General features: G+C 58.7%; 10 protein-coding genes. 5 read left to right on the forward strand and 5 right to left on the reverse strand.

Annotated features, from left to right (window positions below; genetic code table 11):
* Positions 1-628: 628 nt before the first annotated feature.
* Positions 629-1,432, reverse strand: coding sequence for a hypothetical protein (locus EL234_RS08820; RefSeq protein WP_126417099.1), 804 nt, complete (start codon positions 1,430-1,432; stop codon positions 629-631).
* A 317-nt stretch (positions 1,433-1,749) separates the two neighbouring features.
* On the opposite strand from EL234_RS08820, the gene EL234_RS08825 reads away from it, so the two are divergent.
* The 3 genes from EL234_RS08825 to EL234_RS09485 all read left to right on the forward strand — a co-directional run bounded on the left by EL234_RS08825 (position 1,750) and on the right by EL234_RS09485 (position 5,190).
* On the forward strand, positions 1,750-2,511 hold the full coding sequence (locus tag EL234_RS08825; protein ID WP_126417100.1) for a hypothetical protein: 762 nt from the start codon (positions 1,750-1,752) through the stop codon (positions 2,509-2,511).
* Positions 2,512-2,693: 182 nt separating this feature from the next.
* Positions 2,694-3,668 carry an ABC transporter ATP-binding protein gene (locus EL234_RS08830; protein ID WP_126417101.1) on the forward strand — a complete coding sequence of 325 codons (975 nt, stop codon included), beginning with the start codon at positions 2,694-2,696 and terminating at the stop codon, positions 3,666-3,668.
* Entirely contained in the window at positions 3,655-5,190 is a 1,536-nt protein-coding gene (locus EL234_RS09485; RefSeq protein ID WP_241969011.1) for an ABC transporter permease, read from the forward strand. The genes EL234_RS08830 and EL234_RS09485 overlap by 14 nt, the downstream gene beginning before the upstream one ends.
* Before the next feature lie 187 nt (positions 5,191-5,377).
* Here the strand turns inward: EL234_RS09485 and EL234_RS08845 are convergent, their stop codons facing one another.
* Positions 5,378-6,373: an acyl-CoA thioesterase gene (locus EL234_RS08845; RefSeq protein WP_126417103.1), complete on the reverse strand. Its 996-nt coding sequence runs from the start codon at positions 6,371-6,373 to the stop codon at positions 5,378-5,380.
* A 403-nt stretch (positions 6,374-6,776) separates the two neighbouring features.
* Between EL234_RS08845 and EL234_RS09420 the strand changes: the two genes are divergently transcribed.
* The gene (locus EL234_RS09420) at positions 6,777-8,399 is read left to right on the forward strand and encodes a DUF5979 domain-containing protein (protein ID WP_197718437.1); all 1,623 of its coding nucleotides are present in this window, start codon (positions 6,777-6,779) and stop codon (positions 8,397-8,399) included.
* A 4-nt stretch (positions 8,400-8,403) separates the two neighbouring features.
* On the forward strand, positions 8,404-8,859 hold the full coding sequence (locus EL234_RS08855; RefSeq protein WP_126417105.1) for a hypothetical protein: 456 nt from the start codon (positions 8,404-8,406) through the stop codon (positions 8,857-8,859).
* Between the two features lie 126 nt (positions 8,860-8,985).
* On the opposite strand, the gene EL234_RS08860 is transcribed toward EL234_RS08855, so the two are convergent.
* The 3 genes from EL234_RS08860 to gcvT are packed head-to-tail and all read right to left on the reverse strand — an operon-like array spanning position 8,986 to position 11,753.
* The gene (locus EL234_RS08860; protein ID WP_126417106.1) at positions 8,986-10,203 is read right to left on the reverse strand and encodes a hypothetical protein; all 1,218 of its coding nucleotides are present in this window, start codon (positions 10,201-10,203) and stop codon (positions 8,986-8,988) included.
* A 39-nt stretch (positions 10,204-10,242) separates the two neighbouring features.
* Positions 10,243-10,623: a glycine cleavage system protein GcvH gene (gcvH, locus tag EL234_RS08865; RefSeq protein ID WP_126417107.1), complete on the reverse strand. Its 381-nt coding sequence runs from the start codon at positions 10,621-10,623 to the stop codon at positions 10,243-10,245.
* A gap of 29 nt (positions 10,624-10,652) precedes the next feature.
* A complete protein-coding gene (gcvT, locus tag EL234_RS08870) occupies positions 10,653-11,753 on the reverse strand; it encodes a glycine cleavage system aminomethyltransferase GcvT (RefSeq protein ID WP_126417108.1) in 1,101 nt (366 codons plus the stop codon).
* Between the last annotated feature and the right edge of the window lie 3 nt (positions 11,754-11,756).

Consider the following 11,756-nt stretch of genomic DNA (forward strand, 5'->3'; position numbering starts at 1 on the left):
CTCGTAGTCCTGCAGGCTAGATTTCACGATAGTGATCGTTAGGGGCTACTCTACGCATTTCTGCTGTGGTAGCAGAAGCGAGGCCGGTTAGCTCCCTTGAGTTCACCAAAACTGCTATATAAGCAGAAACGTAGGGATTAGGCGACTCGCCACCTATTTGCGCTGGCTCATTGGAGCACTGCCGCAATCCTTTATTTGCGTTCCGGGGGTACACGTTCACTTCCAGGGGTACCAAATCCGGCGATTTGTCTACCCCAGGAACGAAACAGGTACCCCGGGAATACGTTGTACTGCTCCCTGTTTGTCCCTTAACCCTATGGTGGCTCGGGTCTTCGGCGTGAGAATACCTTGCTATGTCCGCGTAACAGGTGACCTAGCGTAATCTCATTGCCGAAACCATGAAAAGCGGCGCTTTTTCACCTGCTGTGCGGAGTGTGCCGAGTATAAGCCCCTCTGCGGGCACAACCAATTTTCGCCGACTGGGCGAACCAAGAGGGATTCCGGCGGGATATTGTCTGAAATGAACCGTGTCGCGTGATATAGCCGCGTGAGATAGTCGGAACGATGTCGTGAAATCCCTCAGCTACCCAGCGTAACGACCGCTGGAAGATGGCTAAGGGCTGTGATCCTATGAGCCGTGGTGGTCGAGCCAGAATCCGGTTGTACCCGTGAGGAATACTTTCCCATCAACAATACTTCCAACCTTGGGTGCAGGTGTGGTTGTGATAGGTAGCGCCAAGGTGACAGGGATGCTGCAGTCAGCGTGAATGCGGTACCACTGCTTGCCAGTGAGCTGGTTGACCACTATCTCAACGTCCTTGCAGACTGCTTTGAACATGCTGATAGCGCTGGCTTCTTCTGCCGTCGCGTCGCCACCGTATACGGCGAATAGCCACGGGCTCGTGACAAAGCGCGGACCAATATACATTTCACCGGGGAATCCGTCGGCAACGTCTTCCGTGGCGAGAGTAGGCGAGGCGAGAGGAGTTTGGGTCTTTTTCCACGCGTCTTCGTTGTCGAACACGTCAACGTCTACTGCAATTGCACCGAGGTAGTAATCGTCGTAACGAGCCGGTTCTCCCACGGCTTTGAGCGGATAGAGGGGGTACATGTGTGGGTCGTCAACCTGGGCCAAGATCTTGGTTAACACATCGCCTTGTTCATCCATGACGGTCAGCTCGACCAATCCTGGCGTGAGCTGCCATGCCTCAACGCAAATACGTGGTGTTCCGTGGACAGTAAACGATTCGCCCGATACGCCGTCCGTGGATTGAAACAGCGACAGTGCGGAGCCCGACGGATCATTGTAGACGACGACGTGCTCCCACTGGGATTTAGTCTGCACGCCACGAAGCGCCGAGCGGTCGATAAGGGTGAGATTTGCTTGCCAGTCAGGCAGGTAGCCTATGGCCTCTAAAAAATGTTCCTCCACAGTGACAAGTATCGCATACGTTACGTGATGGAATGCGGTGTATTTGCGGTTCGCGGTTGCCCTTGTGCCGGGTGTCAACCAACGCAAAGAGTGCTAGCCGATTGAGGCTCACCTGGCACTGTCAAATATGAAGAGGGAAGGGCTTGGTCGTGCCGTATCTTGAAAGTTCTTGGACTCCGTTACCGACACAGCATGGCGCCACTCGAATGTCCGGCTGGATCCCCGAGGTCGTCTATCAGCTGAGAAATCCACACGCGACTCAAAACCCGCTAACTCGACTGTCCACAACCCGAAGGTAACCTCACTATTATGGTAAAGTGGTCAATATGTGCGAAAAAAACAAAACACTAATCGACGAATTAAAGGAACTAGGTGACTCTAAAGAAGGAAGAACCAATAAAATAGAAGCCATTACAAAATGGGCGCAGGCCAATCCTGGTTTCATTGTTCTTATTGTTTTATTCATTTGCTATCTTGGGTCTGGTATTTATCTTTTGCGTAGTAGTGGAATATTCGCGCTTCTAACGTCAGATAGCGATAGGTTAGAGCTGTGCGAGCGGATTTCTCTTGCAATCCTAATTGTGTCTGGTTTTTCATTTCTGTTCTTGCCTTCAATTGCCAATTGGCTGGCTATGAAGAAATGGTCTTTCACGGCTCGAGCGCGGCTTGAGAAAAAGAGACTGGCGAGTATTGAGGATGCCATGAAGAATTTGACTCGTGTTGAGAATAGCGTCAAGCTGTCCTCCGATGAGCGTGTTCGTGTTCTTTTGCGCCGAACATATCCGAGTTTAGGTGCTATTCGTGATCTAGTGCTGAGTTTTATCGCAGTAATTATATCAATAGTCGCCCTCCTTATCAGCCTTGCTGAAGATGATTTGAAAACAGGACAACCGGCCTTGGGTGCTGTTTTGTTTTTTGTGTTCATGATCGTTCCTCCCATTTGTTACGCAGTGGGAGAGAAAATTGCTAATTTAGATCTAGATAAAAAGCGGGAGACGTTCGAAATTCTTACCGAGAAATATGCGAAAATGGCCGTGGAGACCGAGTCCGAAAACACCGAGTCCGGCGAGAAAGACTAATTCTTTCAGTTTTCCACGCTGGTTCCGAGGAGTGTGTAGCTGCGAGCAGTAGCCTCTTATTAAGAGCTCACTTGTCCGCTTCGGACACCCTTGACGCGCGCCAGTTAGGTTAGGCTAACCTAATCACATAGCCGCATGGCGTTATCCGCGCGATCTTCACGTGCAAATCTCAAGGTGGATCTATGAGCTCACAACCCGTTCTAGCAGTCAACAACGTGCACAAAGCCTACGGCACGGGCACCACAGCAAAGCCCGTACTTCGCGGGCTGAGCTTCACCGTCGAACCCAACGAAGTCGTCGCCCTCCTCGGCGCCAACGGAGCTGGCAAGACCACGCTGGTTAACATCGCCTCCACGTTGCTTCTACCGGATTCGGGCACGATCACGGTGTGCGGGCACGACGTCGTACAAAACCCCGAACGAGTCCGCGAAACCATCTCGCTCACCGGCCAGTTCGCGGCGGTCGACGGCGAGCTCACCGGCCGCGAAAACCTCATCTTCTTTTCCCGCCTCCACGGCATGCGCATGCCACAAGCGCGCGCCCGCGCCGAGGCACTCCTCGACGAATTCCGCCTCACCAACGCCGCCAACCAGCGCGTCGCCTCATACTCAGGCGGAATGCGCCGCCGCCTCGACATCGCATCCTCGCTCGTCGTAGAGCCGCAGCTGCTTTTCCTTGACGAACCAACCACCGGCCTCGACCCGCGCTCGCGCCGCGAACTATGGGACATGGTCGATGCGCTCGCAGCCCGCGGCGTCGCGATCCTCCTCACCACGCAGTACCTCGACGAAGCCGAGCGGCTGGCAGACAAGGTGGTCATGATCCGCGGCGGGGTCAACATCATGGAAGGCCCGCCGGTGGAGCTACGCCAGCAGTTCGGTGAATCGGTCGGCTCGGTCACCTGTGCAAGCAACGACGCCGCCGCCCGCGCCGCCCAGCTGCTACCACAAGCTTTGGGGATCGACGCCGAACACGTCACCCGCACCAATCAAACGGTTTCCTTCCCAGTCAACGGCGGCCCCACCGACCTAGCCCGCGCACTCACCGCGCTTGCGGACGCCAACGTGCCAGTCGTCAGCGCAGAGGTCGCGCCGCCGTCGCTCGACGACGTCTTCCTCGGCAGCGCCTTCGAGGAGGCATCCGATGCTCAACGCTGAGGCCAGCGCCACCAACCCGTCCACGATGCGAGCCTTCGCGGGTGCCACCTGGCGCAACAACATTCGCCTGCGCCGCAACGCGGCCTCCCTCGTGTCCGCTTTTGTGATTCCGGGCCTGTTCATGGTCTCCTTCATCGCCGTGTTCGGCCATGCGGCCAGCTCCATCGGCTTCGACTATCCGCTCTACCTTATGGCCGCCGCCATGTTCCAAGCCGTCATGTTCACCGCCGGCGGTTCGGCAATGGCGATGGCGGTGGATATCGAATCGGGGCTCATCGCCAGACTGCAGACGATGCCGATCAGCGCGCTCGTCACCATCGGTTCTCGGCTGGCCACCGACCTCATTCGCTCGCTCCTCTCAGCCGGCACGGTGGTACTGCTCGGCCTTCTGTTCGGCGCACAACCCGATTCAGCGGCGGGTCTGCTGGCGGCCTTCTTGCTCGCGCAGGGGATCGGCCTCGTGCTCGGCCTGGCCTCGTCCGGTCTCGCACTACGCTCACAACACCCCGTGCAAACCGCTAGCCTCATCCAGGGCATCGAGATGCCGCTTCTCATGGCGTCGACGGCGTTCATCCCAGTCGCCACGCTGCCCGGCTGGCTGCAACCAATCATCACGCACCAGCCGTTTTCGCCGCTCATTGACACGATCCGCGCCCTGCTCACCGGGGGGAGCGCTTGGCACGACGGCGATCGAGGCGGCTGGCTGGCTACTCGGCGGGCTCGTGGTCGGCAGCGTATGGGTGGCACGCGTATTTCGGAGGCGCTCATGAATCTCGTCAACACTACTGCAATTCATGCGAACCGTATCCTGCTGCGGTGGGCGCGCTCGCGCTCAGTGCTCATCATGGCGGCCGCCCTGCCGGTGGTCATGATCGGGCTCGTGCTCATCCTGTTCGACGGCATGGTTAAACTATTCACAGGCTCGTCGCTGGAAGTTCTTCCCCTATCTCTCATGGTCGCCGTGGGTGCCGCATTCACGGGCGCGCTCATGGGAGCTGGCTCGATCGTGCAGGAGCGCCACGAGGGCCTGCCGCAGCGTTTGGCCACCATGCCCGGGCGGCGCTCGGCACCGGTCCTTGGGTGGGTCGCGGCAGAGACGATCCGCGCCGGCATCACCGTCTTCGTCGCCTTCGGCCTCGGGCTCGCACTCGGCGGCAGGGTCGGAACGCTTGGTGCCGGGCTCGGCGTCGTCGCCGTACTCGCCGTCGTGGCGCTCGCGGCGGCAAGCGTTGGCGTCATGCTCGGCTACGTCGTCAACACCCCGCAGGGCGCGGTCAGCTTCGTGCCGCTCGTCATGGCCGCCATGTTCTTCAACACGGCAATGATGCCACGCGACATGTACGCCCCGGCGTTGCGCCCAGTCGTTGACGTTTCCCCGATCACGGCAGTTGCCGAACTTGTGGACGGCCTCGTTGCAGGCACCCCATCCACGACGGCGGTATTCGCTTTCGTCGCCTGGTACGGCGGGCTCATTGCACTCAGCGGCGTGGTTCTGGTACGCGCAACCTCGCCGCGCAAGTAGCGCCGCACGGAAGTAACGTCGGCCTACGAGCAACGCCCCGCAAGCAACACCGCAAAAGCGGCTCATTTTGCGGAACGCTTGCTTGCGGGGCGGAGCTAACAATTGAGATTTTCCGAAGCCTTGCGTATATGTGCAGCAAACCGAAAATCCTCAATCGTTAGCTCCGCGTTTGAGCGACTCCCCAGCCCTACGAGCTGCGGTTTGCCCTTTCGGCGTCGGCTTGCTTCATCTCAGCAGACTTGTGATGCTTTGTGCGCACGAGCTTCTTACGAATCTCAACAAGATCAACCGCGTGACGCTCCAGCGCCCGATCTTCTGGCAGGCGCGGAACCCACGGACGAACGGGGACGTCCTCGCCGGCGTCGTTGCGTGCGGAAAATACGATGATGCAATGCGTGGTGGTCTGCAGCTCGGTTCCGCGCGGGTCGCCAGAACGCACCCACACGGACACGTGCATATCGCTACCCGACGTGTAAATCAGGCGGGCGTCAACTTCGACGACGTCGCCAATCAGCATCGGCCGATAGAACCGGAACCCGCCGGCGTACACTGCCTCGGCGCGGCCGTGGCACCAACGCTCAGCAACCAGCTGCCCGGCCGTCATGATCCAGTGCATGACGTAACCGCCGTGCACCTTGCCACCCCAATTCACATCGGTGGGCGCGGCCAAGAAACGCAAAGTCTCCCGGCAGGCTTCGGTGTCGTCGGTGTACACCTGGTCGGCCATCGCATCTTCGATCTCTTTGCGTACACCAGCCAACGTGATCGAACGCTCGTGCTCAATCCGGCTCCACTCATCGTAGGGCTCAAACTTTTCGACCGGAGCAGGCCGCCCGTCGGACCCCATCGCAACGAACACCAGCAAGCATTGTGTGTTCAAAATTCGCTCGGGTTCGAGCGGATTGTACGACGAGACCGTACACACCACTTGGAGCGACGTCCTGCCGGTAAACACCACCCGGGCTTCGACCTCGACCATGTCGCCAGCCGCGATAATCGACGAAAATCTAATATTGCCCACGTAGCCAGTGACGGCATACTTGCCCGACCATGCGGCGGCGCATGCGTACCCTGCCTTATCGATCCATTCCAGGATCTTGCCGCCGTCAACATATCCGTGCGTGTTGACATCCGTGGGGGCGGCTAAGAAACGAAGTGTTACTGAGTCACGGCGATGGGACATGTCTGATTCGCTTCCTCTGTGAAGTCTTCGGCCAACTGTCTAGGCGAGCGATTCGCATCGCCACCCCTTCATAGTATCTGGCAACGCCCACTCACGTGAGCAAAATGCGCGGGACACGACTGGACGCCAAGAAGCAACAGCTGGATGACACGCGCTCGCGACTGATTGGAATGCGCTCGCGGCAAGATCCATCCGGCGTCGGGATTCCGAATACTAATATGCCGAAGGTGAAACTCTGCGTGTCATGTAAACTGGCAATTTGGATCGTTTAAAGGAAACTGGTGCCGGAGAACCATCCGGTAAGTAAGCCGCGGCAGTGGCATGAATGTGAGAAATGGACGTACAAATGCGAATGCCTGTTAGGCAAGGGGCCTTATCAAGGAAACCTTCGTCAAAATTACTGGTGGCACTGCTTGCCATGTTCGTGCTCCTTTTCGGGGTGCTCTCTGTTGTACCCTCGGCGGTCGCTTCACAGGTGCAGCTCACCCACAACAACGCGTTCACCAACATCAAGGTTGAGAACATCGACAGGCAGGATCCTTCTGGAACCTACCAGTGGGACAGACTGTCGGTCACGGCCGACTGGCGTTTGCCAGACCCCGTCCTTGCAGATGGGAGCCCGAATCCCGACGGCGTGAAGGTCGGCGATACGTTCGGCCTTGAGTTACCTAAGGAGCTCATTTACTACGGCACGCTGGAAGACAAAGACCTCGAGGTAAGCGGCCGTAAGATCGGTGAATGCAAGCAAACTCCATACGTCTGGGCCACCGCGGAGCCCGCCACTCTGGTGTGCCAGATCACCGATCTAGCAGGGCTGACGGAAAACCTTCACGGCCAGCTCTCCATCAACGCGCAGATTCACACAGAGGAGAACATTAGCCAGTTCGCATTCAATATTGGCACGGAGATCCGTTACGTTCCTGTGCCAGGTGGTCAGGTTCTTCCGTTGCCGAACGAGCCGCGGATGCAAAAGCCGATTAAAACCGGTTGGGTCGACAACGCCGGAAATCTCATCTGGCGGATCGCCATTCCCTCGACTGTGGCTGATGCCGAAGGGCGCATCACGGTCACGGACAAGATGGTTTCCAGAACCGGTGAACCGCACGAGCTTGCGTTCAACGCGGACCAGTTCACGATCAGGTCGATGGAGCTTGTTGAAGACGCACAGGGCAACATTCTGTCTAAGCACGATCCTGAGCAGTGGACCGAGATTCCTGCAGAGTTCATCGAGTACAACACGGCTCAAGCAGGCGAAACATCGTTTATCTTGAGATTCAAAACTTACCCTGACGAGCTGCGCGAATACCGGATTGAATACGAGACTCGGCCTCAAGGCACCGTCGTCCAAGGTGATAAATTCGCCAACGAGGCCACGGTAGAGAGCTTCAAAGAAGTCAAAATCGTCGACTACGAAACGTCGTATGAGATCACAGCTCAAGGGGATGCGTACACGCGGTTTGCTATCGCGAAAGAAGTTGAGGGCGACGGCGCAGACCAGATACCTGCCGACACGCAATTCAGGGTGGCCTACACCGTGGGTGATGATCCGACGGTGAGGACTGTGGACATCCACGGCGTGGGCGCCGAGAATGCGAGCAAGTCGATCCGCCATCCGAAACCGGCCGTGTTCACGATCAAGGAAGTCGATCTTCCGGCCGTGCCCGGCATCTCGTGGGAAAACTACACGATCACCGGAGACGGCGTGGTCGATAACGGCGACGGCACGTTTACGGTCAACCCCGGTGAGGCGCAGATCGTCAACCTCGTGCTGGTGAACAAAGCGTCGGTTCCGCCGCCGGAGCCGACGCCGACGCCGACACCCACGCCGGAGCCAACACCGACACCTACGCCGACCCCAACACCCACGCCGGAGCCTACGCCCACGCCCACGCCGACCCCAACACCCACGCCGACGACACCTCCTGCGTTGCCGCGAACCGGCGCGTCCGGCGTCGTCGGCCTGGGGATTATTGCGATAATTGCACTGACTGGCGGTGGTGCACTGGTTCGCCGCGGGAAGGAATAAACCGATGTCTCATGATCCGATTAAAGCGGCGTTTGAAACGTACAGTATGAACGCGATGCAGGCGGCCGTCAACTATATTGGCGGTTCGCAGGCTGTATCTGAGATTTGGATTTACACGGATATGGCTGACCTATCGGTCGGGCAGGCGGTGTACTTCCGTGTTGGCAACGAGTTCCTCAACTCGAACGAGGTCGCTAACAGGGAGCTCACCGATGGTGTGAGCGCTTTCGAACTGGGTCGGGAGATCGCAAACAGCGGTGGGAGAGAACTGTTACAAACCATTCTTCACGGCAACTTCCAACCGCCGTACCGGATCATCATGTCGTATGACAACATCAACGGCGGTTTGGCCGCTGATTGGCAGTACGCGGACGACCTTGGAGTCACCCCGCAGACCTCGCCGGGTGCGATGTTAGAGCAGTGGGTCGTGTCGATGGGTGGAAAGCCGATCTACTCTTAGTTCAGGATTCCTCCTAGCCCGAGATTCAGGATGCGATTTCAGCCAGCCCTGCACATAGTTGCAGCAAGGCCCAACATCGCACGGCGAATCTCGATCACACTCGCCTGTGCCCTCGATCACGCTCGCCTATGCCAGCGTGGCGGCCGAGGCGCGGATGCGTTCGTAGCGGCGCATGACGATGAACTTCGGCGGATTGACAAGGAATTCCCATGTGGCGGGATTCTTTTCGTCGAGAATCTTCCCGGCGTTCTTGTATAGCGCCGCCCACAGGCACGCGTAAGCCAGGATGGCGATAACAAGCGCAAGCGACCACATGGCACCTTCGGCATGCACGATATAGATGGCGGTGGCTAGGCTCGCTATCAGGGAGACCGAAATGAGCGTGGTGGTTTGGCCTTGTAGGTGCATCATGCGGAGCATGAGGTTCCCAACGGTCGTCGAAACCGTGATCGCCACCAGGCTCAGCAGTGCAAGGAACTTGAGATTCTCCGATGCTAAAAGGCTATGAAAACCGTCGCCGGAGGCCAAGAGAACGAGTAGTCCGTTGAGTGCCACCGTGAAGAGCACGACGTATCCCAGGTAGCCGAGGGCGGCTGCGGCCGTCGCTCCAACCGGATTTTTGATCGGCTTGACGTTGTCGAGGTCGTGTTCTTCAGCGATCAGGCGCAGGCGTTCTTTGGCCGCCCATGCATTATCTTCAACCTGCCGGCGGAACAAACCCGTAGATTTCCACGACGGCATCGAGGCGTAAGTGGTCATGAACAGTAGCAGGCTGACGAAGAACAGGAAGGCCACGCGCGGATGGGCGAGCGCGTGCAAAGACTTGATGAAGCCGTTCCAGCCCACGCCGTGCTGGTCGACGGCGGCGTCCGCCGCTCCGGTCAGTGCCATTTCTTGTAGCCCGAAAAGGCAGGCGAGCATGAGCACACCGAAAGCAGCGCCGAAGCTGACGAGGGTGGACATTTCTGCCTGGCTGGAATACACGGCGAGCGCTTTTTGCTGTTGTTTCGCTTCGGCCGCGTTTGTGGGCCGGTTGTCAACAATCGATTCGGCAGACGCGATTGTCGAGTTTTGCTGAACAGTTGCAGCGATGAGGATGGCGACGAAGAGCGCAACATAGGCGACGACGTCGGCAATCCCCAAGTTGAGTTTTTCGAACGGAGAGATCCCCGCCGGCAAGCGGATCCACCCGAACAAGCCGGTGGGGATCATCCGATAGGCGTAGGCGATGGAGAGCATGAGTGACCAGAACGTGACCACCACAAAAATGATAAGGACCCGCATGAGCGCGGACGCTAACGAATGATGCGACGAGGCATCCCGGTGCTTATCGATCTCGGCCACTGTGTCGCTCCTCACCTCATGATTAGGCTAGTCGACGCTTTATTCGATGGTGCCGCCCACTTCTTCAGCGTATTCCTCGGCGCTGCTCAGCGGGCCTTCCTCGGTGACGGTCACCGTGTAGAGCCAGCCTGCACCGTACGGGTCTTCGTTGACGAGCTCAGGGTTGTCGAGCACCTCCTGATTGACCTCGACGACGGTTCCGCTCACTGGCGCTTCAAGTTCTGCTACCGACTTGGTGGATTCGAGTTCGCCGCAGTATTCGCCGGCGGTCAGCTCGTCTCCGACCTCGGGAAGCTCGACGTAGACGACCTCGCCCAGCTCGTTTTGCGCGTAGTCGGATACGCCCACGCGCGCGGGGGTTTCGGAGTTAATCCAGTCGTGGTCGGCGGTGTAGCGCAGGCCAGCTTTGACAACGGTCATAGTGTTTCTCTTTTCGCTTGTAGGGATCGTTATTTCTTAGCTCGAGTGTAGAACGGTAGGGGCACGATCGTGAATGGGAGTCCCTTTCCGCGCACGTCCACATCCACTTTAGTTCCCGGCGCGGAGTGCTCGGAGTCGATGTATCCCATGGCGATGGGATGGCCGAGCGTAGGCGACGGGATACCGGACGTGATGTGCCCGACTTGTTCTCCATCGACGACGAGCGCCGCCCCGGCACGCCCCGCGCGGCGCTGCTCGGATACCAGCCCGACGAGCACACGCCGCGGAGTCTCACCGAGGTGAGGTTCGAGCGCGCTACGGCCGGTGAAGTCTTCTTCTTTCTTGAAGCTGACGACGCCGCCCAGCCCGGCTTCGAACGGTGTGATCGACGTCGACAGCTCGTTGCCATACAGCGCCATGCCGGCTTCCAGGCGCAGCGAATCGCGTGCAGCCAGCCCGCAGGGGAGCAGCCCGAGCGGCTTGCCTGCATCAATAAGCGCCTGCCACAGCTCGGGGGCCTGCTGCGCGCCGATGATGATCTCGTAGCCGAGTTCGCCCGTGTATCCGGTGCGTGCCAGAATGACACCGAGCTCGGGCAGTTCGACAGCCGTGTAGTTTGTGAGCTCAGCGGCACGCTCGGCAAGATCTGGGGCGGCGAGTGCGCGCAGCACCTCAAGCGATGCCGGACCTTGCAAGGCCATGAGCGCATGGTCGGCCGTTTCGTCACGAATGACGACGTCGAATCCGGCCAGTCGCGTTTGCAGCGCGTCGAGCACGACGCCGGCATTACCCGCATTCGGAATCGCAAGGAAACGATCCTCAGCAAAGCGGTAGACGATGAGGTCATCGAGGATCGTGCCCTCGGCCGTGAGCGCCAGAGTGTAGCGGGCGCGGCCGATGGACATCGCCGCGAAATTGCCAGCCAGCGCAGTGTTAAGACCGGTGGCCGCCTGCGGGCCGGTGATCCAGATCTTGCCCATGTGCGACACGTCGAACAAGCCGGCAGCCGTGCGCACGGCGTGGTGCTCGTCGAGTTCCTTTCCGAACTTCAGCGGCATGTTCCAGCCGCCAAAATCGGTGAAACTTGCGCCTGCGGATTCGTGGACTGCGTGTAGTGGGGAGTGCTTCATGAG

The sequence above is a fragment of the Trueperella bialowiezensis genome (assembly GCF_900637955.1).
In the GTDB taxonomy this organism is placed as follows: domain Bacteria; phylum Actinomycetota; class Actinomycetes; order Actinomycetales; family Actinomycetaceae; genus Trueperella; species Trueperella bialowiezensis.

Excerpts from the sequence above, each read along its gene's own strand:
- EL234_RS08830 (WP_126417101.1), top strand. The coding sequence starts at position 2,694 with ATGAGCTCACAACCCGTTCTAGCAGTCAACAACGTGCACAAAGCCTAC.
- EL234_RS09485 (WP_241969011.1), top strand. The coding sequence starts at position 3,655 with ATGCTCAACGCTGAGGCCAGCGCCACCAACCCGTCCACGATGCGAGCC.
- EL234_RS08845 (WP_126417103.1), bottom strand. The coding sequence starts at position 6,373 with ATGTCCCATCGCCGTGACTCAGTAACACTTCGTTTCTTAGCCGCCCCC.
- EL234_RS08855 (WP_126417105.1), top strand. The coding sequence starts at position 8,404 with ATGTCTCATGATCCGATTAAAGCGGCGTTTGAAACGTACAGTATGAAC.
- gcvH (WP_126417107.1), bottom strand. The coding sequence starts at position 10,623 with ATGACCGTTGTCAAAGCTGGCCTGCGCTACACCGCCGACCACGACTGG.
- gcvT (WP_126417108.1), bottom strand. The coding sequence starts at position 11,753 with ATGAAGCACTCCCCACTACACGCAGTCCACGAATCCGCAGGCGCAAGT.